Source organism: Bacillus sp. SRL543 (assembly GCF_984799205.1).
This window is the reverse complement of sequence record NZ_OZ481794.1, coordinates 1,122,565-1,146,093: the sequence shown is the minus strand read 5'-3', so window position 1 is coordinate 1,146,093 and position 23,529 is coordinate 1,122,565. Positions and strand designations below refer to the sequence as shown.

The window sequence follows — 23,529 nt, the reverse complement described above, 5'->3', positions numbered from 1 at the left end:
TCTCTATAGAATACCTCTTTTAAACAGATAAAAACCTGTTGAAACAAGGTCAACAGGTGCTACATAGGCTTTTTTATCCTTATCATCAGCGTCTGTAGGTTAAATATCTCTCATACCAAATGTCAATAAAATCCGGGGCAAAAGGCCCTTTCCGCTGGCGGATCCATTGAATCAGCTTATCGACATTCGCTTTTAATATCCGGTCGATGACTTCAGGATAGTTCATTTCCTTCCGGTGCCGTTCATATTCGTCTTCATCGAGAAGATTGAATGTCATATCCGGAAAGACCTTGATATCCAGGTCATAATCAATATACTTCAGCGCTTCGCCGTCAAATATAAAAGGAGAGCTGATATTGCAGTAATAATACACGCCATCCTCCCGGATCATCCCGATGATATTAAACCAGTACTGTGAATGGAAATAACAGATTGCCGGCTCGCGGGTCACCCAGGTCCTCCCATCGGATTCCGTCACAATCGTCCTGTCATTTCCTCCGATCACAAGGCCCTGTGTCCCTTTTAGAACGGTCGTTTCCTCCCAGACGCGATGGATGTGCCCATTGTGTTTGTAGCTGTGTATTTGCATCGGTTCTCCTTCGATGGGTACGCCCATTTCTTCTCCCCTACTTTCATTCCCAAACGCTTTGCAACCTATCCACTGACTTGCACAAGATCTCGAAAAACGACAAAAGGCAACAAAGTACGTATTATTTCCTATTATTATAACGGTTAAAGAAAGAATTTAAAACAAAGAGCCATTGAAAAATCTCTCAATGGCCCGATCAATCCCATATAGTCACTCATGAAACGCATGGATCCAGCCTGTTTCCTGATCTTCCCCGCTGTGTATTTTTCAGCCGCAGGTCAAATTCACTTCCTGGTAGGACCTGATCACTTCTTCCGTCTGGGTTTCAAACACCCGGTGGATCTCGCGCAATTCTTCTTTCATGCGGTGGATTTCAAACTGGACGCTTTCCAGCTCCGTTTCTTCCTGGATTATTTTCAGTTCATGCTCAATTTCCTGGCAGCGTTCCAGTTCGGATTGAAGGAACAGAAGCTTTTCCATCGTTTTCATCTGTTCAGATACCAGCAGGTCAAAAGTGCTCATACAGGTCACCGTCCCAATTTCAGATTCTACCTATGTATTTCGGCTTTACCCGAATCATTCCTTTGACTAGTTCTGCTGATTGAAAGGAAGTTTTGTCGAATAGGGAAAAGCGGAAGCGCCTTGTTCACCCCCGACAAGCAGAAGACACCCCTCCCGGAAAGGCGTTCTTTGCCTTTTTGGGAGGGGTGGCTTCTGACCTCGAGGGGGTAGGCGCTGCAGCTGGACAATGTTCGAAGTCGGGTTCTGCCTTCCAATCTTTTTCAAAAGCGCTTTTTTAAGCGTAAAGCAAAATAAAAAGCTCTTTTCATAAAGATTGTTGCTTTTTAACTTTAACAAGGAATCATTAGCAAGCCTTAAAGTAAGCGGAGATTCTCCGGTTAAACTGCTGAATATGGCACGGGTGGGTGTAAATAAGCGGAAAATTTCCGGTTAAGCGAAGCGAAGTTGCCCATTTTTCGGTTTTTTGAGCCGATAGTCGGAATTTCTCCGTCTATTTGAGCTGTTTTTTAAGTTTTTTGGAAAGTAGGGGGAATTTCTCCGCTTATTTTTCAACCTGTCACTGATTCCCTCAATCAGATCCGGGAATACGGGAAAGTCCGCTTTTTTATGGCTGGGCGGGGATTGCTCCTAAATAAAGATAGCAAAATAACAACAATCAATGCGAAAAGAGGAAAATAAAAAAGAAGGCACTCTTTGCGGATAAAAGAGTGCCTTCCCATACAATTAGCGGCTTTGTTTGCCAGCGTTTTGACCTTTGCGGGCTTCAGCCTGCTGGTTTTGCTGACGTACTTCTTGAGCGTTTGTTTCGCTAGCGAACTCAGTGCCGTATTGACCTTGCTGGCCTTGAGAAGCTTGAGCGTTTTGCTGGCGCACTTCCTGGATGTTAGTGCCAGCTTGAGATTGGTTTTGTCTGTTTGCCATTGTTAATCACCTCCACGACTATTAATTTAACCAGCCGCAGAGAAAATATCCTATTTTTTTCAGGAAAAAAATGCTAAATTTTATGTGTTAAACGAGCAGGGAGATTCCGCCGTCTACTATGATGGTCTGTCCCCTGATCATGCCTGATTTATCGGACAGCAGGAACATGACTGCATTGACCATATCCTCAATTTCGACCATCCGCCCTGCCGGCGTCTTCGCCCTTGCCTCAGATAAAAGCTCTTCCCTGTTGGGGAAATGCTTCAGTGCCTCTGTATCGACCGCTCCCCCGGAGACTGCGTTGACAGTGATATTCATCGGCGAGAGTTCAACAGCAAGGTAGCGGGTCAAGGCTTCAAGTGCTGCCTTTGATACACCGACTGTTGTATAGTTTTCCAGATAGCGGATCGAGCCGAGCGAGCTGATGCTGACAATCTTGCCGCCCCCGCTCTCCTCCATCAATTTGGCTGCCTCCTGGGCACAGAACAGCAGGGCCTTGCTGTTGATGTTCATCGTCCAGTCCCAATGGCTTTCTTCAAGCTCCATTGCAGGACGAAGAACGCCGGATGCCGCGTTATTGACAAACACGTCCAGGCGGCCGAATTCATTCCTGATTTCCTGGAAAAGCCCTTTGATCTTTTCTACATCGCCGACATTGGCCCTGACAATCAAAGCTTTCCTGCCAAGCGCTTCAATTTGTTCTGCTGTTTCCTGTGCAGACTTTTTGCTCCTGGCATAGTTGATGACAATATCATATCCTTCCTTGGCAAGGGAAATGGCAGTTGCCTTCCCTATGCCCCGGCTGCTTCCTGTTACAAGTGCTACTTTTTGTGTCATGAATCGTAATTCCTTTCCTGTTTCATTTGTTTTCATTTTATCTTTTCCATGTATATCTGGCAAACAGGATTATAACACTAATCCTAAACAATCAGGCTTAAAGAGAAAGGAAGAAAAACATGTACATCGGAAGGGATATGACCGAATTAACCATGGTGAAAAAGACTGAATGGAAGGACAGCGAGCTCGCCTTCTTCCACCATTCCATGCAGCAGGTAGTTCCCTACCTCAATGCAGAGGGACAAACCATCCACCGGGAAATCATAGAAGAAATTGAAAACCGCGGCGGCCTAAAAAGGCAGGAAGCTGATTATACACATGGAACACGGGTTAGTTATGAATAGAAATGCGGAGGGCGCTTGATCAGCCCTGACAAGCTTAAGACAAACAGAGCGAAAGGTTTGCTCTTTAACCTTTTGATCTGTTTGGCTTAAGACCTCGAGGGGCTAGCGCCCGGAGCTGGAAAAATAGAAATGCGGAGGGCGCTTGCTCATATTAATGACGCAGGCAGAAAAAAAACAGCAGGGCTAACTCCCCTGCTGTTCTATTTATGCTCCTGCACCTGCTTTAGCATTTTCTGATGTGAAACCGGGAAGGCATATTCTTTCAGCTCTTCTTCTGTCACAAGCTTCAGATCGCTCCGTTCTTCTTCAATGGAAAACAGCGTTCCTTTATAAACGTGGATATGCCAGGTAAGATGGGTGAATACATGGTCAATCTGTCCTGTCATCTCAGCTGTTTCTATTATGGCGCCATATTGCTCTTTTATCAGCTCTGCCAGCTGATTTTTTTCATGCAGGAATGCAAGGTTGATTTCAGTATTGGGAAACTCCCACAAATTGGCCAGCAGGCCTTTTTCTGGCCTTTTCCTGATCAGGTATCTGCCCCCGCTGTCCCGCAGCACTACAGCAGCAATCTGGACGTCCTTCTGCTTTTTGTTCTTTGTCTTTATTGGCAGCTCGCTCTGCTTGCCTTCATAAAAAGCATGGCAATGTTCCCTTACCGGGCACAGCAGGCAGGATGGTGACGTCGGGGTGCAAATGAGGGCTCCAAGTTCCATGAGCGCCTGGTTGAAAAATGATGGATTTTCATGCGAAATAAGCTCCCGGACTGCTTCTTCGAAGATTTTGCGGGTCGCCGGCTTGGCAATATCCTCCCAGATGGACAGGATCCTTGACAGCACCCTCATCACGTTGCCGTCGACTGCCGGCTCCGGGATCCCGTAGGCAATGCTCAGGATCGCTCCTGCTGTATATGGGCCGACCCCTTTTAATGAGGAAATTTCCTTCGGATTATCAGGGACCTGGCCGCCGTAATGCTCGTGGACTTCCCTCGCAGCTGACTGGAGGTTTCTGGCCCTTGAATAATAGCCAAGCCCCTCCCACGCCTTCAGCACCTTGTCTTCATCGGCCTCTGCAAGTGCCTCGATTGTCGGAAATTGTTCGATGAAAGAGTTGAAATAAGGAATGACTGTGTCGACCCTTGTCTGCTGGAGCATGATTTCCGATACCCATACCTTATAGGGATCCTGATCCTGCCTCCATGGCAGTGTCCGCTGCTCCTGTTCAAACCAGCCGATCAGGTCCTTTCGGAAGGCTTCTTTATCAAATGCATCTAAGTTGGCTAATGCTGTTTTTTTCAATTTTGATCCTCCGGATGTTAAACTTCCATGAAATATGGGAATATAATATTAAAGTTTCTTTTTCAAAGCCCAGAATCGGATTTCTTCGAGTCCGCCGGGTATGAAGCTGTCCAGGCAGCCGAATGCAGAATGCCCGCTTGAGCTTCTCAGTTTTTTCAGAGCGAAATAATGTGCTTCTGTCGGCAGTGAGCAGGTTTCCGTAACGGACGAAGGCTCGTGTCCAGCCCCAGAGTAGATGAACGAAATATCAGCTGCCTCATACACGGGGAGAAGCGCTGCGATTTTTTCAATTGAGCTTTTAAAAAGATTCAGATCTGCTGGATGCACTTCATACTGTAAAAACATTTGGACTTCATGCTTCATTTTGGCAGCTCCTTTAACGTAAACCATGAATGGCTTTGATGACAAGCTTTTTACTGATAAAATACAGAAACAGCGCAACTTCAGATTATTCCATGGAAGGAGGTTCTTTCCTCTTGGATACAGGCACACATGTTGTCATGGGCTTCGCACTCGGCGGACTTGCCACTTTGGATCCCGCCGTAGCGGATAGTACAGCAACAGCGACGAGCGTCATGATTGGGGCGCTCATCGGCTCCCAGGCCCCGGACATTGACACAGTATTGAAGCTTAGAAATAATGCCGTGTATATACGGAATCACAGGGGAATTACGCATAGCATCCCCGCGGTCCTCCTGTGGCCGCTGGCAATCCTTGCGGTCATTTATCCATTCTTCCCTGAAGCGAATCTGCTTCATCTATGGATTTGGACATTCGGAGCCGTATTCCTCCATGTTTTTGTCGACATTTTCAACTCTTATGGGACACAGGCTTTAAGGCCGTTCTCATCCAAATGGGTTGCATTGGGCATCATCAACACATTTGACCCATTCATTTTCGGCATCCATGTAGCCGGTTTGTTCATTTGGATTCTGGGGGCACATCCCGGCTATACATTCCTGGCGATCTACGCGGTACTCGCAGCATACTATATCATCCGTTTCCTTGCCCAGCGGTCCGTACTGAAGGCGGTGAAGGCCATTGTTCCTGATGCAACTGAAATCATCATCGCCCCGACGATGAAATTCCATCAATGGCGGCTTGCCATAATGAATGAACATCAGTTCTTTGTCGGCCGGGCCAATAACGGGCATATCGACATCCTGGATCAGTTCAACAGGGTGCCGGTGCCGCAGACGCCTGTCCTGGAAGCTGCCAAAAGAGATAAAAACCTGTCGGCATTCCTTTCCTTTTCCCCTGTTTACCGATGGGAGGTTGAAGATCTCGATGAGTCTTTTGAAGTCCGCTTCATCGACCTCAGATACCGCAGCAACGGGCATTATCCATTCGTGGCCGTTGTACAGCTCGACAATGACCTGAATATCCTTTCCTCTTATACCGGATGGATTTTCAGCGAAGAAAAATTGCGGAAGAAGCTCGATATCATCCCAAATTAAAAAAGATGGCATTTTGCCATCTTTTTTAATGAAGATTTTTACCATCTTGCTCCTGGTCAAGCAGATCTTTATATTTGGGATTGCTGGCGACAAAGTCATGAAGCCTTGCTCCGTAGTTTTCAATCCACTGCCTGACAATCCTGTCTGTCATCTGGCTCCCTTTATATTCATAGCCCGCCTTCGCGCGGGTCGTCTCGAAGTCATCCCATAAAAGCTCTACCCACGTACGCGCCTGGCTGTAAGAAAGATTGCCGTTTTTCTCCATGAGCAGCTCAACCAGTCTTTCTTGTGTTTCATGCATATTCAGCACCTCTTTGCCAATTATTTTTGTTGTACAGTTCAATCATAAGCCTGCTTTATTCAACACATACTATACTTGCGTGCCAGTAAAGACAACACGCGCAAGCATACCACGAGGAGGGGAAGCGAATGCGTAACAAAGCAAAGAATTTCCCAAATCAGAGCCATAACAAGTTTGAAGGCGAACCGCGGGCGAAAGCAGAATATGCTTCCAAACGCGCCGACGGATCGATCAACACTCATCCGCAGGAACGTATGCGGGCGTCCTCAAACCGAGCAGATGACACACCTGAGTTGTTTTAACCAATAATGAGGAGGTTTGATTATGGGAAACTCTAAAAAGTTTTTTGATAACAATCCTTATTCCAGTCCGTTTACTGGTCCCTTTTACCGGCCTAAACACGCACATGCCCAGGTAAATGGGCAGACCCAGCAATCGCAGGACCTCATTATTCTAAAAAGGCAAACAAGGAAACAGGCCTAGCCTGCAGGAAAATCAGAGCTCTCCGCTCTGATTTTCCTTTAATTCCTTCAGCATGGAAATCGGAAGGGCTTCTTCTTCTTTTCCGCCATGCAGCCTGAAACCCCAGGCGAACACGCCGTTCAGATAATCTATTTTGAAATATGAACCAGGATCGCCTTCCACCTCATAAATCTCCCCTGCTTTAAAGTCATCCGGATTAAGCAGATAAGCTTTTGCCATGATGGCTTTTCTCTCGAGGACAGCAAACTCATTGAGCATGCCCATTTGTTCAGCCTTTCTTGCTTGCTCATGCAAGCTGGCGATTTCCTGCTGCAATTCGTACTGGGAAAGCTGACTATATCGTTTTTCCTGCGCCATTATTAATCCATCCTTTTTATTCCTGTGTCCGGCCTGCCGGAGGAAATCTTGATCTTTTTTTAGTATAGTGAAAAAGGTTACATAAATAAAGGACTTTACCCCTTATAGGAGGACTCAGCATGCAATCAATTATCATCACCGGGGCGGGCACCGGCCTTGGAAAAGAACTGGCACTTAAATACGCTGATCTCGGCTTTCATATCATTTTGGCAGGGCGCCGGGAAGCTGCTCTCCAGGAGGCAAAAGAAGCAATCTCCAGCCATGGAGGAAAGGCCGATACTCTTACTCTTGATATCAGCAAGCCGGCTGAAGTAAGGGAGAAAGCAGCGAAACTGGCAGAGCAGTTCGATTTGTTCGGGCTTATCAATAATGCAGGCGTCGGTCATTTCGGTCCGTTTGAAAACCTGAAGGAAGAAGAGCTCCATGATATGCTCTCAGTCAACCTGATGGGCACCGTTTATATGGCACATGCTCTCCTTCCCGCCATCAAGGAAAAGAAGGGGAGCTTCCTCATGAACATCATTTCAACTGCAGGCTTGCGCGGCAAGGCGAATGAAGCTGCATACTGCGCCAGCAAATTTGCGGCCCGGGGCTTCACCGAAAGCCTGCAGAAAGAATATGAAAACGATCCGGTCCTGATCCAGGCAGTCTATATGGGCGGCATGGACACACCCTTCTGGGATCATAACAACTATATTTCAGACCGCTCACGCCTTCGCTCCCCTGCTGAAGTTGCCGGGATTATCGCTGAAAACCGTTTTGAAGAAAAGATTGTGATTGAATCAGGGAAATGATTTTGCAGTACCAGGCGGGGGAGCTGGAGCCCCCTGGCAGCCTGACTTAATCAAAATAAAAAACAGGCAGCGCTTTTTTCGCTGCCTGCCGCCTATTCCTCTGCTTCTTTTTCCTCCAGAAACCGGTCGATCAATTCAATCGGAAAGCCTTTTCTGAATAGTGCCTGCTTCATTTTTTGCTTATATTCATAGCCCTGCAGCTTTTCATGCTTCCGATGGGCTTTTTCTCCCTGGTAGCGGATGGCGTCCATCTCGCCGTCATCTTCTTCCTCTAGCTCCGCCTCTTCGACGGCAATACTGATGACAGAGAAAGGATAGCCTTTCCTGACAAGCATCTGCTCAAGCTTTTGCTTCAGGAGCCTTTGTGATTCCCTGCTGTATTTTTTTGCGTATTTCTGGCAGAGCTTCATTGCTGCTTCGACCTGGTCCTCTACTGGGAATTCTGCTATCGCCTCTTCAATGATAGACTGGGATATCCCCTTCTCCTTCAGCTCCCGCTTAATCACAGAAGGACCTTTGTCAGAGGTATTAGCTTGTGTCCTCACATATGCGATGGCAAATTCATTGTCATTCAAGAATTTATATTCGTACAGCTTTACGATGACTTCGTTGATAATGCTTTCATCTGTCTCTTTTTCGGCAAGATGCTTCCTTACCTCTGTTTCCGATCTCATTCTTCTGGATAAATAATGAATAGCCTGATTATAAGCTTTTCTGATTTCATCCTGAAATTCTATTTGGGTCAGGGACAGTGTGTCAAGCTCCATCCCTTTTTTCAGGCCGAACTTGATGATTACATCTTCATCGGCACTGAAGGCATACTGCTCGCCCTTGCCATAATCCATAAAAATGTTATAGCGGTCCTTTCTTTTTTGCTGGACTGAGATTTTTGTGATTATCGGCATCCTCTTCACCTCTCCCTCCACTTTATCACAATGTGCTGCATTACTTGCAAACTGCAGCCTGGAAAAGGAGTTTTCGCAGGAGAAAGCGTATAAATACAGTATAGGAAAAGGAGGTCCACCAATGAGAATAGCCATTACAGGCGGGACCGGATTTGTCGGGCACGCCCTTGTGAAAATGCTCGCAGATTCGGGCCATACGGTTTTCATTTTGACAAGGAGCACGGAAGGAAAAAAGAACGGAAATAATATTCACTATGTCCAGTGGCTGAATGAAGGCGACAGGCCGGCCGCACAGCTGAAAGAAATTGATTATATCGTCAACCTGGCTGGCGAATCGATCAACAGCGGCAGATGGACGGAAGAACGGAAGAAAAGGATTATTAAAAGCAGGCTGGATGCCACAGAAGCTGTACTGAACATAATCGGTGAGCTAAAAGAAAAGCCTGAGGCCCTGATCAATGCCAGTGCAGTCGGCTACTATGGCACTTCGGAAACAGAAACATTCACAGAAAGTGATAAGGAATCTGCCGGGGACTTTTTGGCTCAGACTGTTAAACAGTGGGAAGAAAAGGCGGCCGAGGCCGGCAAATGGGACGTCCGGACGGCATTCTGCCGATTCGGGATCATTCTTGAAAAAAATGACGGGGCTCTCCCCCGGATGGCTCTTCCCTACAAGCTCTTTGCGGGAGGCAATGTCGGCAGCGGCAGCCAGTGGGTGTCATGGATCCATCTCGAGGATGTGGCGCGGGGCATCATGTTTGCCATGGAAAATAAAGATCTAAGCGGCCCGGTTAATTTTACGAGCCCCCATCCTGTCCAAATGAAGGACTTCGGAAAAACCTTGGGAAGCACCCTCCACCGGCCGCACTGGATCCCCGCTCCAGCCTTTGCGCTAAAGCTCGCGCTTGGCGAAATGAGCAAGCTGGTGCTGGAAGGGCAGCGGGTTCTTCCCGCCAAACTTGAGGAAGCCGGATTCAGCTTCCGCTATCCTGAGCTTGAGGAAGCACTGAAGGATATTTATTGAGAGGGTATGTTTCCTTCCTTTTTAGGAAAAATTAAGAAAAGAAGTTCATTTTTCGGAAAGGGATGTTGCCTGATGGATAAAAAGTTAAAAGATAAGTCCAAGAGTACTTTATCAAGCATGCAGGAAGTAGTTTACTCCAGGGAGTTCAAGCTGGCAGACCAGGCCGGCGGCTTTACGAAGAAAAAATCCAAGCATTGATGCAAAATGCTCATAATTGCCATGAAAGGGAGCAAGCTAAGAGTACGGAAGCCAATTCCGTACTTTTATTGTTGAAAGGGGTTTTTCGAATGGGCCGTGCACATGGACATAAAACTCGGGATAAAAACAAAGCATCACTTCCACAAGTTCCGAAGAACATGAAATCAGATGGACTGGATGTCGAATTTGACCGCGACCTTGCAGACCATGATGATTTAGAAGCAATGGCACGTTCAAAAGCTGCCGATCAGCGCGCCAAAAACAGCCGCTGACATGCAGACTCTCTCAGCATAAGAAAAGCAGCAGGTCCAGTGCCTGCTGCTTCTTTTCTTTTTTAATGCCCGTGAGCATGAGTTTTTCTAGCATCATCAAACTTATTCCTCTTCAACATGTTTTTAAGATACGGAATCATGATGCGGTCAGCGCCCCAGTAGTAGGCCGCCCCGCCAGCAAATAAGAGAAGGACTGCCGCTGTATAGAGAATTGGGTTCGTGCTTACTGTACCGGCCAGAAGGAAATTAAGATTCATGAATGCTCCCGCGATCAGGGCGGGAATGGCTGCAGCTCCAAGTACAAGCCCGGCCCCTGTCAGAAGTTCTCCCCAAGGTATCAGAACATTGAACAAATCTACATTCGGAAGAGCAAAGTTTTCAAGAAATCCGGCATACCAGCCCTGTACAGCAGGATGGTCCCCTCCTGCCTGCGCAATTGCCCCATGCAGGAACCCTCCTGCGTCAAAGCCATCAGCAATTTTATGCCAGCCCGCTTCTATCCATTGAATGCCCAGCCAAATCCTTAATACAGTCCAGACAGCCGCTGCCTGTGGAGTTTTCAGCACTTTCATGATCATCGTCTCCCGCCTCAATATTTTGTGAATCATTTCACAATACTAAGCAAAAAAATAAGTGAAGCCGGCCAGCTTTCCCAAGAAAGTTTGTGAATAACTTCACTTACTTTCTACACTTTTAATATACTCTTCACACCTTCCTTATGCAACGCACTTCACAATATAGTCATAATCTTTTTTCTCTGTGAATAAAAACTATCCACACCCCTGTGAATATTGTGGATAATCTAAATAATCTCACATTTATCAATGCTTTAATTAGTTAACATAATAATGAGCAAAACTTCTGATAATTCTGTGGATAATGTGGATATGTCTGTGGAGTACTTTTCTGTTCATGTTTTCCCTGTTAATAACTCTCTGGATAACATGCTATAAGACCTATACCCCTGAGTCTTTAAACCCAGGAACAGCAGGTGCCAAAGGGTATAATAGTTAACCCTTGCATTACGAGGTACATCGTATTACACTGTTATTAACATTAGGAAAAAGGTGATGCAAATGGATAAGGAAATGATGAAAGGCAGTACAGATCTCCTGCTTTTGTCTCTCATTGCCCAAAGGGATTTATATGGCTATGAAATCACAAAAATCCTCAAGGAAATATCCGGCGAAGCTTATGTAATGGGTGAAGGCACTCTCTACCCTGCTCTCAAGCGCCTGGAGAAAAAGAAGTTTGCAGAGTCATACTGGAGCGAAACGGCAGCAGGCAGAAGGAAATATTACCGAATCACACAGGACGGCCTGCAGGAGCTGGAGAAGAAGCGAAAGGACTGGAGCCTGATCGAAAGCATGATCCGCAAGAGCTCGGGGGGATTAACGTGAAATCGCAGCTTGAACGTTTTGTCATGAAAATTGTCCAGCATACCGAATGCTCCAAAGAAGAAAAAGAAGATCTATTCGAGGAGCTTATGGTACATCTGCAGCTTTCAAAAGAGCACTTCCAGGAACAGGGCTTCAGTGAAAGTGAAGCTGAGCAGAAAGCGATGGAACAGTTTGGAGAGGAAGGGGAAATCGGCAGCCAGATTCAGCAGTCCCTATTTCCATACCGGAAAGAAATGATGCTGACGCTTGCCATCTCTTCCATCCTCTTTACAATCGGCGCTTATCTGGGACAGCTTTTGATCAACGGAGATGCCCATATCGGCTGGCTGCTGCTTTCCATGGGCGCGAGTTCCATGATCCTTTTCCTTGCGGTGAACCAGGTCTTCCACCTGAACCGGAAGCGCTGGATGAACTCCCTGCTGATTCTGCATATCCTGGTTTATGCGGCCGGCTATCTCCTGGCCAGCAATCTGGATCATGACATCTCACTCGCCCTTTCAATCTGGGACTGGCTCAATATCCTTCTTGCCATCGTCCTTGTTTATCGGACGACTCTGTATGATTTCAGCGCCGGCAGCGGCAAGATGGATAAAACTTTGAAAAAGCTTCATGCCATCAATATTACCGCCGGCGTCCTGATCACAGCTGCCTGCCTCTTTTTTGCGTGGGGAGGGCTGATCATGATCGGCCTGCATCCGGTCATACTGATTTCTTTAAGCCCGATAATCATCTGGATCGTCCTCTATATGATCCAGATCAAGGTTGCAAGGAAAAATAAGAAACTCGCATATGGACTATCGGCGATTCCGTTCATTGCCATCCTGGCAGGCCTTGCATTAATCTACGCGCCTGCCCTGTTCTACTAGAAAGGAGCTCTCCATGAAAAAGAAAAGCATCATTCTGCTGTTTTCATTTATAGGGAGCATTACGCTGCTGCTCATCCTCCTCGGGCTCAATCTGGATAAGTCCGAGAATGAAAAACAAAACGGGATTACCAATCAATATGATATATCTTCACATAATACAATTGCTTATGTGAATTACAAAGATGGTCAGCCAAAGCTTATGCTTTATAACAAAGAAAAAAATATGATTGCAGAGGCATTTTCGCTGGACAGTTCAAAAATGATACTTGATCCAAGCTTCTCCTATGACGGATCCCTGCTAAGCTTCATATCAAGCGATAAACAGCAGGACGAAGATTCGGAGCTTAAAAGTACGATCCATTTCCTTGATTTAAGGACGAAAGAGGTGACTGACATATTCACCGAAAATGCCCTGATCACGGAAACCGAGTTTTCGCCTGTGGACGGCACCCTCTATTATTTGCGGGCCGGCACCTTCGAGAACTATTCTCCCATTGTCAGCAAACGGCCGCATGACTTTGATGCCTGGTCTTTTGATCCGGCTGAAGGCGGGCATAAGCAAATAACTGATCTGAAGAGCTATTCCATGCACAGCCTCCAGGTCAGTCCCGGAGAAGACAGTGTTTTCATCCAGATGGATGATGACCAGGGTGCTGATACTCCTGAAGAAACCTTTGAGGTGAAGCAGCGCATATTTGAAATCCCTATAGATACCCCTGATAGCATGAAGGTAACAGGAGATCCGGACAGAAAAATCGATGTTTTTGATTTCACTTTCTCTCCTGATGGTAACACGATGATTTTTCAATCCATCAGCAATCCTGACGAAGGAGGCACCTTTGAATATGAGCTGTATACAATGGATGTGAATTCCGGCGAGGAAGCTCAGCTGACACATCTCGGGGAATATACAGACAGGCCGGTTTTCGGCGCAGATGCTGACCGGGTATATTTTATGGCCGATAAGCGTTTTGGCAAAGGGGAGCCGGAGTATCAGCTGTACAGCGTGAAACTGAATGGCAAAGATATAGAGAAAATAGAACTGCCTCTTTCTGAAAGTTAGAAAGAGGCTTTTTCCCTTTTAAACTCGGAAATACAGGGTATAAGTCCTATAACCCATAAACAGAGGAGGTAGGGACAAAAATGCTGGAAAATCTGCTGAAAGAGCTGATCAGCATCAACAGCTCGGACAAAGAAGGGGCCAATGAAGCTGTTGCCTATTGCGGGCACTGGCTGGAAGGCCATGGGCTCCCTGTACATATCATTGAGAATAACGGGTACAAAATGCTTGTTTCGGAGATAGGGAGCGGCAATGAGACTATCGTCTGGAACGGACATGTGGATGTCGTTTCAGGCAAAGAAGAGCAATTCATCCCGGTTGAGGTGAAGAACAAAATATATGGACGAGGAGCCGCCGATATGAAGGCAGGAGTTGCTGCCATGATGTGCGCTTTCAAGGAGCTGAAGAATGCGCCGCTTGGAGTCAAGCTTCAGCTTCAGATCGTTTCTGATGAGGAAATCGGAGGGTTCAACTGCTCCGGCTACCTTGCCGAAAATGGATACCGCGGCGATTTTGTCATCTGCTCAGAGCCGACCCAGCTTGGAATCGCCCTCCAGGCAAAGGGCGTCATGCGCCTCGAAATTGCCATTGATGGAGATCCGGCCCACGGAAGCCGGCCATGGGAAGGCATCAATGCGATTGAAAGGGCATATGAAGTCCACGGAAAGCTGAAGGAGCTCCCTTTTGCCAAAGAAAGCTCCGAATTCTATCCTTCCCCTTCCATCAACCTGGCCAAAATCCGCGGCGGTGATGTGTATAATAAAGTCCCGGAAAAATGCGAGCTTTTTTATGATATCCGCTATCTTCCTGGCCAGGATAAGGATGAGATCATTAAACAGATCGAATCGATCACGGACGGCGAAGTGCTTGTAAGCATGTTCAGCAATCCGCTGGAAACGGCAAGGGACAACCCATTCATCTTGAAGCTGAAGCCTGTCGTTGATCGGCATATAAAAGATGAAGCGGTCTTTTTCGGACAGCATGGCTCAGCTGATACCGTCTTCTTTGCCAAGTATGGCATACCGGCCATCGAATTCGGGCCAAGCGGGCTCCACTGGCATGGCGATAAAGAATATGTACTGCCGGAATCTGTTCATGTTTATAAAGAAATGCTGGTTGATTTCGCCAGGAGTTTTTAAAGAAAAGGGGTTCGAAATATGTATATTTCGAACCCCTTCCGTCTGTTTCACTTTATTCTTTTTCCGGAACGGCACAGCTTCCATCGGTGCAGCTGGCATCAGCTGCTCCTTCTGGAGACAACTCCTGCAATTTGGAAACAGGATTTTCTTCTTCCCATACCTTTTGCAGGGCGCTGGCAAAGGTTTCGGAAGGCTGTGCGCCTGAAATGGCATATTTTTGATTGATGACAAAGTAAGGTACACCGGTAATGCCGTATTGCTGGGCGATTCTTTCATCGATCCGGACATCATTGGCGAAAGCTGTCTCATCCTGAAGGATGCTGAGCGCCTCTTCCCTGCCGAGTCCTGCTGCTTCTGCAAGTTCGGCAAGCACCTGGTGGTCACCTATGTTCTTGGATTCTGTGAAATAAGCATAAAGGAGCTTTTCCGTCAGAACAGCTTCCCTGCCCTTTGTTTTAGCGAATTTAGCCAACCTATGGGCATCAAATGTATTGCCCGGCTTCATTTCATCAAAATTGAAGGTCAAACCGACGCTTGCTGACTGCTCTCCCACTCCCGTATTGGCCTGCTTCGCCTGGTCAATGCTCAAGCCGTATTTCTGCGCGATTGCCTCATGAATGCTTTTTCCTGAATAAGGAGCGGCATTCGGATCAAGTTCAAAGCTTTTGAATTCAACCTCTACCTGATCGCGGTAAGGGAAATCCATCAAGGCCCCTTCCAGGCGGCGTTTTCCTATATAACAAAACGGACAGACAAAATCCGACCATACTTCTATTTTCATACTGACACCTCATTTCTTAGCTTACCCCCATACTAGCACATCTTACGCAAAAACCCTGCGGCCGATGCTCGGAGCCTCCACTGCGATTATTGTGTATCAGCAGGCCTGCATCCGGTTAAGTTAAAAAAGAACAATACCCATTGTTCAATCCTTCGTCGGGAGTGATGGATCATGGCAAGAAACAAACTGTTGGTTCCTGGTTCAGTTAATGTACTAGATCAGATGAAGCAAGAAATAGCCAATGAGTTTGGTGTTGAGCTTGGTGCTGAAACGACCGCGCGGGCAAACGGCTCTGTCGGCGGCGAGATGACAAAACGCCTTGTCGCCCTGGGAGAGCAGCAGCTCCAGGACCGGCAGCAATAGCGGGCCGCTTTGCGGAGCGGGAGACCCTTCTTAACGGGGGTCTCCTTTTTCTATAAATTCCGGCAGACGGGCGGACATGCGCCTTGATTTTTTAAAGAAGGCGGCAAGGCAAATGCTGATTGCTGCAAAAGAGAATGCAAGCAGCTGAAAGAAATACGGCGGATAATAGACCAGCTCAATCCTGTTCTGACCTTCCTGCAGCCGGAAGCCTGTAAATGCATAATTGGCCTTCAGCAGCTCTTCCTTCTCTCCATTGATTTTTAAGCGCCAGCCTTTTTCAAACGGGAGCGGAATGATTGCATAATCCTCCCCTTTTTCATTTTGAAGCTCAAATGACAGCCGGTTTCCTGACCACTCTGCCTCTGGCGGAATATGACGGCGTTCTTCTTCTTTTACATTTTCCAGTACCTCAAAGGTTTCTTCATAAAGCTTAAAGTCCTTTAAATGATATTTTCCCTTTGGCATCCTAAGGGAAATCCGGTCCGCTGCCTTAACTCTTATGATCAGATCATCCACACCAGTCCTGTAAATAGACCCTTCTTCTTTCCTGATTGTCTGGAACTCATTGACCTCAAGGATGAATTCTTCCTTATTGTTGATAGCATCAATATTGAAGCCAACCAAATAGTCTTTTGCAGAAGGATTTCTTTCACTGATCAATAAATCAATGCCGCCTTCCTCACCATTGACCTTAAGTTTTCCGCCCGCATACTCAGCATTTACTGGCTGAATTGCTGCCTGTGAAATCAGATTTCTGCTGTCCGGTATAGGGGCATTTGCAGTCCCCTTTTCAAGAACGATTCCCTTCAGCATCGCCTGTTCCTTTGCGGCAGGAGAACTTCCTTTCAGATCTTTTTCCAGAAAAACACTGTCAGCTGTCCGCACAAAAGGCAGGAGGTTTTCATTTTCATAAGCCTCATAACCGCCGGCGGAAGCTATTCTCTTAAAGCCGTAAGGAATGGAGGCATCTCCCTTCTCAGCAATATAATATTTTCCCATGAGGATGCTGTACAAATTAGCCCGGTCCCCAAGGGAAGCATAGCGGCTGACGCTGTCACGCCCCATATCGATTTCAAGATCCCTGAGATAAAACCATAGCAGCTCTTTATTAAGAATGCTGGAATAGACGCTCATACCCTTGAAATCCTGGACAATCGGGGTATTATTCCTCAAAGGGATCATCCAGTCGATCCTTGCCAAAGGGTCATCATTTTTTTCCTGAATCAGCTTGATAAGCTCCTGCTGGTCTGCACCGTTATAGTCACGGCTGATCATGAACTCCTTTGATACACGGTATTCCGTCCCTGTCACGGTCAAGCGCTCTTCCTGATAAAAATTCGGGATCAGCACGCTTGTCAGGATGACAGCAGCCGAAAGCAGGACAGCTGCCTCCTTCCTGAAAAAAGCTGCTCCCAAAAGGAATACCGCGGCCGAGATGAAGGCAGCAATGGCCATATAGGCATCCTGCACTTCTTCAAATTCCAGCTTAGGATCAAAATGATAGAACAGTATGTAAAATAAAGCCGCACCTGCTCCTGCTGATGCGAGCGGAAGAAGCTTGAGCCTGCCTGCCAGGGGGAGTGCGGCACCTGCTGCCCCGCCTGCCGCAAGAGACAGCATATATTCCCATCTGTACTGGGGAGCGGATAATCCGTTGAACAAGCTGCCAACAAGCGGACTGAAATGCAGGATGGATAAAAATATCGCCATCACAGCAAAAAAACTGAAATGCCTGTTCCTGTATAAAGGCTTTGCCAGCAGGCAGATGAGAACAAATGCCGGCAGATAGACAATTCTTCCGTTCAGCAGCAAATTGTCAATAAACTCAAAAGCCGGGATACGATCCGCATATGCCGGGCGATAGTTGTTCAAAAAGCCATATACGGCAGGAAAAAAAGAAAAGCCGCTGATGCAGAATCCTGCTGTCAGCCCGATGATATATTGCTTCACCTGAACAGTCTTAGGCTTCTCGTTCCCTTCAAGCGGAAAAATCCAGCGAAACAGAACATACACGCCGGACAGAAGGAAATTAACATAAGCAAAATAGAAATTGTCAAATAAGCTGATGGAAACTGCCGCTATGAACAGACCCGGGCCCTTCCCCCGCATGATCCTTTCAATCCCGATCAGAAGAAGCAGCAGCCAGAGCATGCTGTCGGCAAAAAATTCCCAGTAGGTGACATGCCTGAAATAAATGATGCTCGTGCCGTAAATAACAGCGCCAGTAAAGGCAGGCAGTGCTTTCATTCCCAGCATCCTGAAATAACAGGCCGCCAGAAGCAGGATGCCGGTCAGCCTGATGATGCTTACCATGAGGATGATGTCAGCCCAGTAAAAAATATCCGGCGCCCCGATCAGGCCGAAACTCTCAAGTATATAGGTTACAAGCATCGTCATCAGAAAGAAGATAGAAGTAGCAAAATAATAGCCAAGCTGGGTATAGGTGCCCCCGCCGAACCCGAAGTCAGGAGAATAGAAAAACTCCCCGCTGGTGTACTGCTCATACAAGAGCTGCTTGAAAGGCTGCATTTGCGACAATCCATCGTTCATCCCGGTCATATAGCGGCCCTCGAACCACTCAGAGATAAAAAACATATGGCTCAGTACAGCTGCCAGCAGACAGAAGAAGAATAAGGCAGCCTTAGGCCATCTGTCTGCCTGAAGAAAATTTAATAAGTTTGGTATGTAGCTTCGCGCTTTTTGCATGATGTTTTCAGGACTCTCCCCGTTAAAATGAAAGTAGCTGGCAAAGTAAAGACGACTGCAATGACCGGTGCAAGGCTGCTGCTCACCTTCAGCCCATCGACAAGTATGAACAAGATGACTGCTGTCATGCCCATATTAAACAGCTGTGTCAGCGGAAAGCGGATGAACGCCCCCCATGTCGGCTTTACTCTATAAGTAAATAGAGTATTCAGGAAAAAAGAACCAATCAGGCTGCTTGCCAAACCTATACTATGCGCCAGGAAATAATGGAACCCTGCAAAATGGAGAAGAACAAGATAGATTGAATAATAGTGCAGGGTATTCACCCCGCCGGTCACGGCAAAGCGGAAAAATTCACTGCGTATGAACCGCATGCTTTTCCCCTCTTTCGCTTGCTTGCTGAATATTGGTCTGCTGAACCAGATAATGCGGCCTTTTCTTTGTCTCATAATAAATGCGGCCGATGTATTCACCGACGATCCCCATGCAGACAAGCTGGATTCCTCCCAGGAAAAGCACAGCCGATATGGTCGTGAAATAACCGGGAACTGAAATTCCATACTGCATAATCTGGATAAAGGTAAATCCGATATATCCGAGCGACAGCAGCAGGACAAAGGCGCCCAGATAAAAGCATGCCCTGAGCGGCTTGTGGTTAAAAGAAACGATCCCATCAATGCCGTAGTTCAGTAGTTTGGGGAATGACCATTTTGTCTCCCCCGCTTCCCTTTGGACATTCTCGTATTCTATTATTTTCTGCTCAAATCCGATCCACGAATAAAGGCCTTTGGAAAAGCGGTTTCCTTCACTGAGCAGAAGGAGCGCCTTTGCCGCTTCTTTGCTCAGCAGCCGGAAATCTCCCTCACCGTCTGACAGCTGCACGTCCACTGCCCTGTTCACAAACCGGTAGAAGCAGGAGGAAACGAATGAACGGACCGGAGAATCTCCCGTACGGTTCCTTTTGGCAATCACCTGCCCATACCCTTCTTCATATCCCCTCACCAGCTGGCAGATCAGGGAAGGCGGATGCTGAAGGTCAGCATCCATCATGATGACCGCATCACCATCTGCGTTCCGGAGTCCGGCAAGCATGGCCGCTTCCTTCCCGAAATTCCTTGTAAATGATATAAATTTGACTTCCTCATGGTGAAAAGCCAGCCGATGGATGGTTTCCATCGTGCCGTCCGAGCTCCCGTCATCAATAAACAGGATTTCATATTGATAAAAGAGGCTTGCCATTTCCGTCCGGATTGCCTCCAGCACCCTGGGGATATTTTCAGCTTCATTATAGGAAGGGATGATAAATGATATTTTTGCCTGATTCATTCTGCTGCCTCCATCTGCTCTTCCGGCTGGCCGACCATGATTTCCGGATGGTTGGTTGTAATCTGGATGCTTCCGCCCAAGTCCTGCACCTTTTTCAAAGCTTCTTTGCCGTTGACTGTCCATGTGCCGATTTCAATGCCGGCTTCCAGCAGAGATTCGACCAGCTCCCGGGTGAGAAAGCCATAGTGCACGGATACATGGCTTGCCCCTGTATAAGCTGCCTGCTCTGCCAGGAGTGTCGCATGCCCCAAGTAAATCAGGCCGGTGCGGATCCTCGGATCCAGCTCTTTCAGCTTTAGAAGTGAATGATGATCAAAAGAGATGACCAGGGCCTCTTTATAGAGCGAATATTTCCTGATCAATTCTGCCACTTTTTCTTCAAGGCCATCATACATTCCGGCCATCTGCTTCAGCTCAATGAAAAGCTTCTTTTTTCCTTTGGACATCTGGATGATTTCCTCCAGCGAGGATATCGTTTCGCCGGAATATTCAGGGCTGAACCATGAGCCTGCATCAAGGAGTGACAGTTCAGCGGCAGTATGGTCCTTCACATATCCGCTCCCGTTTGTTGTCCGTTCCAACGTGTGATCATGAATGACAACAGGGACCCCATCCCTTGATAGGTGGACGTCCAGCTCTATGGCAGAAATCATAGGGTGCTCAAGGGCAAGCCGGAAAGCGGCCGTTGTATTCTCGGGGGCTCTTCCGGACCAGCCCCGGTGCGCAACACAGGCATTCTTCAGCATCGATCATCATCCTTTCCTGTCTATTAGTCTATTTGACTCCTGTATAAACAAAAGCACGAATAATCTGTCTTTGAGCAAAGAAAAAGGCAATCAGGATCGGCACAACAAGGATCATATTTCCGGCCATAAGCACATTCCAGGCAGTTCCTCCCTCTACTTCCCGAAGCTTGGATATCCCGAGAGGAAGGGTGCGTGCCACATCGCTTGTCGTCATAACAAGCGGCCAGAAATAATCGTTCCAGTGCGTGATGAAGCTGAATAATCCAAATGTGATAAGAACAGGCTTTGCCATCGGAACCATGATGCGGAACATGATTTTCCATTCAGATGCTTCATCAAGCCGTGCAGCTTCCAGCAGTTCCTCAGGAACCTGCATGAACGACTGCCTGAGCATGAAGATGCCAAAAGCACTGGAAGCAAACGGCAGGATCAGCGCCCACAGGGAGTCAAGCAGCCCCCAGGAGCTCATCTGCAGATAGACAGGCAAAAAGATAAGCTGAGAGGGAATCATCAGGGTAATCATGGTCACAGCAAAGAAAAACCTGCTTCCCCTGAAACGGTACCGGGCAAAAGCATAAGCTGCCGGTATAATCGTCAGAAACTGCAATATCAGGATTCCCGCCGAAACCATCAGGCTGTTTAAGAAGTATCGGAAAAACGGCCCTGAGTTCCATGCCTTCGAGAAGTTTTCCCATTTGAACTCCTCCGGCAGCCATTTCGGCGGAAATGTCATTGTTTCACCAAGCGTTTTAAAAGAAGTCGAAATCATCCAGACAAACGGAAGTGCAAAAACAGCAACAACCAGTAAGAGTGCGGCCAAATTGAAAAGCCTTCCTGCAGCATTAAGCTTCATATATAATCCTCCACATCATCTGTAATGGACTCTCCGGGAAAGCAGCCTGAAGTAGACTACTGTCAAAAGGCTTACCAGAATCAGCAGCAGAACACCCGCGGCCGAGGCATAGCCGATTTTGAAGAACCGGAAACCATACTCATAAATATAGAAAACAAAAGTATTCGTCGAATTGATCGGCCCGCCCTGGGTCATGATCGCAATCGTTTCAAACACCTGGAATGAGGCAATCAGAGAAATAATTGTCAGGAAAAAGAGCGTCGGCGACAGCATCGGGAGCGTCAGCTTAAAAAAGGTCCGCGCCTTATTCGCCTCATCCAGCTCTGCCGCTTCATAAATATCCTTCGGGATGCTCTGCAGCCCGGCAATGAAAATGAGCGTATTGAAGCCGATCCCTTTCCAGACCGCCACAATGACGAGAGAAAACAGCGAGGTTCCCGGATCTGTCAGCCAAGGGACATTGGAAATCCCGAACAGATTGAGAAACCAGTTCAGCAGTCCATAATCAGTATCCATGAGCCACATCCAGAGCATCGACACTGAGACCAGCGAGATAATATGCGGGCTGAAGATCGCCCCTTGCACAAATCCGTACAAAGCTCCCTGCCTGTTGAGCCACAGAGCAAGCAGGAGTGAAATCGCCACTGTCAGTGATACCGTCAAGGCTGTGTATGTAAAGGTATTCTGCATCACTTCGATGAACTCGCGCTCAGCGAAAAGCGCCTTGAAATTGCCGATCCCCACGAAATCCTTCACAGGGCTGACAAAGTTCCAGTCATGGAAGCTTAAATAAATCATGTATAAAATAGGATAAATGAAAAATAGTCCGAAGATGGCTATTGATGGTGCGATCATGCCATACGGCCTCAGCTTATTCATCATGATGTCAGCGGCCCCCTTTTACCAGTACAGGCTCTTGGATGCTCATGCTTGCTGACCTGTTCCTTGTTCCATCTTTTGTAAAAAAGTAAAGCTTTTCATATGGAAGCCTTACATGCACATCCTGCAGATGGGGCATCGGATCAAGAAAGCTTTTCACATGCATGACACCGGCTGTGTTTTGGACAGTATAAATGGTCTCAGAGCCCAGTGTTTCCATTGCAGCCACCCGGGACGGAAGGATGATGCTGTGCGCATCAAGGGTATCCGCCGGAACAATTTCCATATGCTCAGGCCTGCATCCGATATACGCTGCGTCTCCGTCTACAGCCGGCATATAGTCAGAAAGGAGGGCCTTTTCTACGATATTCATGGGAGGAGTTCCGATAAAGCCGGCGGCAAAAGTGTTTTCAGGATCATGGTAGATGCCCATCGGACTGTCTGCCTGCTTGATTTTTCCTTTATCCAGAATGACGATTTCATCTCCCATCGACATGGCCTCCACCTGATCATGCGTCACATAAATGAAGGTCGTGCCCAGCTGCTTGTGAAGCTGGATCAGCTCTGTCCTCATCTGGACTCTCAGCTTCGCATCCAGGTTGGAAAGCGGCTCATCCAGAATGAATACCTTCGGCTTTTTTACCATGGCCCTGGCGAGTGCCACCCTCTGCCTTTGGCCGCCGGAAAGGTGCTGCGGCTTTTTATCAAGATATTCCTCCAGGCCGACAATCCTTGAAATTTCAGCAATAAGCTGTTCCCGTTCCTGCTTAGGAACCTTTTTATTCACAAGTCCGAATTCAATATTTCCCCTGACCGTCATGGTCGGATACAGGGCATAGTTCTGGAATACCATGGCAATGCCGCGCTTTCCGGGGGCAAGATCATTCACCTTTTGATCGTCGATCCAGATCTCGCCTCCTGATTCCTTTTCCAGTCCCGCAATCATCCGCAATGTCGTTGATTTGCCGCAGCCGGATGGGCCAACCAGTACTGTGAAGGATCCATCGCGGATGGTCAGATTCAAATCATTGATGATTTCTTCGTCTTTATAGGTTTTTGATATATTCACCAATCTGATTTCAGCCATGCCTTTTCATCTCCTGTTTTC

31 protein-coding genes are annotated in these 23,529 nt (G+C 47.3%); 13 read left to right on the top strand and 18 right to left on the bottom strand.

Annotation, left to right across the window (positions count from 1 at the left end):
- Positions 1-85 precede the first annotated feature (85 nt).
- The 4 genes from ntdP to fabL form a co-directional block, all read right to left on the bottom strand.
- Positions 86-616 (bottom strand): nucleoside tri-diphosphate phosphatase, encoded by a 531-nt coding sequence (gene ntdP, locus AC4E8B_RS05935; RefSeq protein WP_490217645.1) that lies wholly within the window; start codon positions 614-616, stop codon positions 86-88.
- Positions 617-856: 240 nt separating this feature from the next.
- Positions 857-1,111 carry a YgaB family protein gene (locus AC4E8B_RS05930; protein ID WP_009795203.1) on the bottom strand — a complete coding sequence of 85 codons (255 nt, stop codon included), beginning with the start codon at positions 1,109-1,111 and terminating at the stop codon, positions 857-859.
- Positions 1,112-1,834: 723 nt separating this feature from the next.
- Positions 1,835-2,032 (bottom strand): gamma-type small acid-soluble spore protein, encoded by a 198-nt coding sequence (locus AC4E8B_RS05925; protein ID WP_490217642.1) that lies wholly within the window; start codon positions 2,030-2,032, stop codon positions 1,835-1,837.
- An 87-nt stretch (positions 2,033-2,119) separates the two neighbouring features.
- Entirely contained in the window at positions 2,120-2,869 is a 750-nt protein-coding gene (fabL, locus tag AC4E8B_RS05920; protein ID WP_490217641.1) for an enoyl-[acyl-carrier-protein] reductase FabL, read from the bottom strand.
- A 119-nt stretch (positions 2,870-2,988) separates the two neighbouring features.
- On the opposite strand from fabL, the gene AC4E8B_RS05915 reads away from it, so the two are divergent.
- Positions 2,989-3,213 carry a hypothetical protein gene (locus tag AC4E8B_RS05915; RefSeq protein WP_490217640.1) on the top strand — a complete coding sequence of 75 codons (225 nt, stop codon included), beginning with the start codon at positions 2,989-2,991 and terminating at the stop codon, positions 3,211-3,213.
- 200 nt (positions 3,214-3,413) lie between these two features.
- On the opposite strand, the gene mutY is transcribed toward AC4E8B_RS05915, so the two are convergent.
- Positions 3,414-4,511, bottom strand: a complete 1,098-nt coding sequence (mutY, locus tag AC4E8B_RS05910; RefSeq protein WP_490217638.1) for an A/G-specific adenine glycosylase — start codon at positions 4,509-4,511, stop codon at positions 3,414-3,416.
- Positions 4,512-4,559: 48 nt separating this feature from the next.
- Positions 4,560-4,874, bottom strand: coding sequence for a hypothetical protein (locus AC4E8B_RS05905; RefSeq protein ID WP_490217637.1), 315 nt, complete (start codon positions 4,872-4,874; stop codon positions 4,560-4,562).
- Between the two features lie 113 nt (positions 4,875-4,987).
- Between AC4E8B_RS05905 and AC4E8B_RS05900 the strand changes: the two genes are divergently transcribed.
- Positions 4,988-5,968, top strand: coding sequence for a metal-dependent hydrolase (locus tag AC4E8B_RS05900; RefSeq protein ID WP_490217636.1), 981 nt, complete (start codon positions 4,988-4,990; stop codon positions 5,966-5,968).
- A 25-nt stretch (positions 5,969-5,993) separates the two neighbouring features.
- On the opposite strand, the gene AC4E8B_RS05895 is transcribed toward AC4E8B_RS05900, so the two are convergent.
- Positions 5,994-6,269 (bottom strand): YfhJ family protein, encoded by a 276-nt coding sequence (locus AC4E8B_RS05895; protein ID WP_490217635.1) that lies wholly within the window; start codon positions 6,267-6,269, stop codon positions 5,994-5,996.
- A 128-nt stretch (positions 6,270-6,397) separates the two neighbouring features.
- Here AC4E8B_RS05895 and AC4E8B_RS05890 point away from each other — a divergent pair, with 128 nt between their 5' ends.
- Positions 6,398-6,571: a small, acid-soluble spore protein K gene (locus AC4E8B_RS05890; protein WP_490217634.1), complete on the top strand. Its 174-nt coding sequence runs from the start codon at positions 6,398-6,400 to the stop codon at positions 6,569-6,571.
- A gap of 22 nt (positions 6,572-6,593) precedes the next feature.
- Positions 6,594-6,752 (top strand): YpzG family protein, encoded by a 159-nt coding sequence (locus AC4E8B_RS05885; RefSeq protein WP_009795194.1) that lies wholly within the window; start codon positions 6,594-6,596, stop codon positions 6,750-6,752.
- A 12-nt stretch (positions 6,753-6,764) separates the two neighbouring features.
- Here the strand turns inward: AC4E8B_RS05885 and AC4E8B_RS05880 are convergent, their stop codons facing one another.
- Positions 6,765-7,109 (bottom strand): YfhH family protein, encoded by a 345-nt coding sequence (locus AC4E8B_RS05880; RefSeq protein ID WP_490217632.1) that lies wholly within the window; start codon positions 7,107-7,109, stop codon positions 6,765-6,767.
- A gap of 119 nt (positions 7,110-7,228) precedes the next feature.
- Between AC4E8B_RS05880 and AC4E8B_RS05875 the strand changes: the two genes are divergently transcribed.
- Entirely contained in the window at positions 7,229-7,903 is a 675-nt protein-coding gene (locus AC4E8B_RS05875) for an SDR family NAD(P)-dependent oxidoreductase (protein WP_490217631.1), read from the top strand.
- Between the two features lie 92 nt (positions 7,904-7,995).
- Here AC4E8B_RS05875 and recX read toward each other — a convergent pair whose 3' ends face one another.
- Positions 7,996-8,808 carry a recombination regulator RecX gene (gene recX, locus AC4E8B_RS05870; RefSeq protein WP_490217629.1) on the bottom strand — a complete coding sequence of 271 codons (813 nt, stop codon included), beginning with the start codon at positions 8,806-8,808 and terminating at the stop codon, positions 7,996-7,998.
- Between the two features lie 121 nt (positions 8,809-8,929).
- Here recX and AC4E8B_RS05865 point away from each other — a divergent pair, with 121 nt between their 5' ends.
- From AC4E8B_RS05865 to AC4E8B_RS05855, 3 genes are all read left to right on the top strand, one after another.
- Positions 8,930-9,832 carry a TIGR01777 family oxidoreductase gene (locus AC4E8B_RS05865; RefSeq protein WP_490217627.1) on the top strand — a complete coding sequence of 301 codons (903 nt, stop codon included), beginning with the start codon at positions 8,930-8,932 and terminating at the stop codon, positions 9,830-9,832.
- Positions 9,833-9,904: 72 nt separating this feature from the next.
- Entirely contained in the window at positions 9,905-10,030 is a 126-nt protein-coding gene (locus AC4E8B_RS05860) for a YfhE family protein (RefSeq protein WP_490217625.1), read from the top strand.
- An 89-nt stretch (positions 10,031-10,119) separates the two neighbouring features.
- The gene (locus AC4E8B_RS05855) at positions 10,120-10,302 is read left to right on the top strand and encodes a YfhD family protein (RefSeq protein ID WP_022543504.1); all 183 of its coding nucleotides are present in this window, start codon (positions 10,120-10,122) and stop codon (positions 10,300-10,302) included.
- Between the two features lie 62 nt (positions 10,303-10,364).
- Here the strand turns inward: AC4E8B_RS05855 and AC4E8B_RS05850 are convergent, their stop codons facing one another.
- Positions 10,365-10,874 (bottom strand): Crp/Fnr family transcriptional regulator, encoded by a 510-nt coding sequence (locus AC4E8B_RS05850; RefSeq protein WP_490217624.1) that lies wholly within the window; start codon positions 10,872-10,874, stop codon positions 10,365-10,367.
- 504 nt (positions 10,875-11,378) lie between these two features.
- On the opposite strand from AC4E8B_RS05850, the gene AC4E8B_RS05845 reads away from it, so the two are divergent.
- The 4 genes from AC4E8B_RS05845 (at position 11,379) to AC4E8B_RS05830 (ending at position 14,767) form a co-directional block, all read left to right on the top strand.
- Positions 11,379-11,702: a PadR family transcriptional regulator gene (locus AC4E8B_RS05845; protein ID WP_490217623.1), complete on the top strand. Its 324-nt coding sequence runs from the start codon at positions 11,379-11,381 to the stop codon at positions 11,700-11,702.
- Complete coding sequence (locus tag AC4E8B_RS05840; protein WP_490217622.1) at positions 11,699-12,568, top strand: permease prefix domain 1-containing protein; 870 nt, start codon at positions 11,699-11,701, stop codon at positions 12,566-12,568. The genes AC4E8B_RS05845 and AC4E8B_RS05840 overlap by 4 nt, the downstream gene beginning before the upstream one ends.
- Before the next feature lie 13 nt (positions 12,569-12,581).
- On the top strand, positions 12,582-13,631 hold the full coding sequence (locus AC4E8B_RS05835) for a hypothetical protein (RefSeq protein WP_490217620.1): 1,050 nt from the start codon (positions 12,582-12,584) through the stop codon (positions 13,629-13,631).
- An 80-nt stretch (positions 13,632-13,711) separates the two neighbouring features.
- A complete protein-coding gene (locus AC4E8B_RS05830) occupies positions 13,712-14,767 on the top strand; it encodes a M20 family metallopeptidase (RefSeq protein ID WP_490217618.1) in 1,056 nt (351 codons plus the stop codon).
- Positions 14,768-14,819: 52 nt separating this feature from the next.
- Here the strand turns inward: AC4E8B_RS05830 and AC4E8B_RS05825 are convergent, their stop codons facing one another.
- Positions 14,820-15,548, bottom strand: coding sequence for a DsbA family oxidoreductase (locus AC4E8B_RS05825; RefSeq protein ID WP_490217616.1), 729 nt, complete (start codon positions 15,546-15,548; stop codon positions 14,820-14,822).
- Positions 15,549-15,719: 171 nt separating this feature from the next.
- Between AC4E8B_RS05825 and AC4E8B_RS05820 the strand changes: the two genes are divergently transcribed.
- A complete protein-coding gene (locus AC4E8B_RS05820; protein ID WP_490217614.1) occupies positions 15,720-15,911 on the top strand; it encodes an alpha/beta-type small acid-soluble spore protein in 192 nt (63 codons plus the stop codon).
- Positions 15,912-15,941: 30 nt separating this feature from the next.
- Here AC4E8B_RS05820 and AC4E8B_RS05815 read toward each other — a convergent pair whose 3' ends face one another.
- From AC4E8B_RS05815 to AC4E8B_RS05785, 7 genes are read right to left on the bottom strand one after another with little or no spacing between them, the layout of a single operon-like run.
- Positions 15,942-18,617, bottom strand: coding sequence for a YfhO family protein (locus AC4E8B_RS05815; RefSeq protein ID WP_490217613.1), 2,676 nt, complete (start codon positions 18,615-18,617; stop codon positions 15,942-15,944).
- Entirely contained in the window at positions 18,581-18,991 is a 411-nt protein-coding gene (locus tag AC4E8B_RS05810; protein ID WP_490217611.1) for a GtrA family protein, read from the bottom strand. The genes AC4E8B_RS05815 and AC4E8B_RS05810 overlap by 37 nt, the downstream gene beginning before the upstream one ends.
- Complete coding sequence (locus AC4E8B_RS05805; RefSeq protein WP_490217610.1) at positions 18,972-19,943, bottom strand: glycosyltransferase family 2 protein; 972 nt, start codon at positions 19,941-19,943, stop codon at positions 18,972-18,974. Before AC4E8B_RS05805 ends, AC4E8B_RS05810 begins: the two co-directional genes overlap by 20 nt.
- Positions 19,940-20,689, bottom strand: a complete 750-nt coding sequence (locus AC4E8B_RS05800) for a glycerophosphodiester phosphodiesterase (RefSeq protein WP_490217609.1) — start codon at positions 20,687-20,689, stop codon at positions 19,940-19,942. The genes AC4E8B_RS05805 and AC4E8B_RS05800 overlap by 4 nt, the downstream gene beginning before the upstream one ends.
- Positions 20,690-20,717: 28 nt before the next feature.
- Complete coding sequence (locus tag AC4E8B_RS05795; RefSeq protein WP_490217607.1) at positions 20,718-21,542, bottom strand: carbohydrate ABC transporter permease; 825 nt, start codon at positions 21,540-21,542, stop codon at positions 20,718-20,720.
- 15 nt (positions 21,543-21,557) lie between these two features.
- The gene (locus AC4E8B_RS05790; RefSeq protein WP_490217606.1) at positions 21,558-22,424 is read right to left on the bottom strand and encodes a carbohydrate ABC transporter permease; all 867 of its coding nucleotides are present in this window, start codon (positions 22,422-22,424) and stop codon (positions 21,558-21,560) included.
- 4 nt (positions 22,425-22,428) lie between these two features.
- A complete protein-coding gene (locus AC4E8B_RS05785; protein WP_490217605.1) occupies positions 22,429-23,508 on the bottom strand; it encodes an ABC transporter ATP-binding protein in 1,080 nt (359 codons plus the stop codon).
- Between the last annotated feature and the right edge of the window lie 21 nt (positions 23,509-23,529).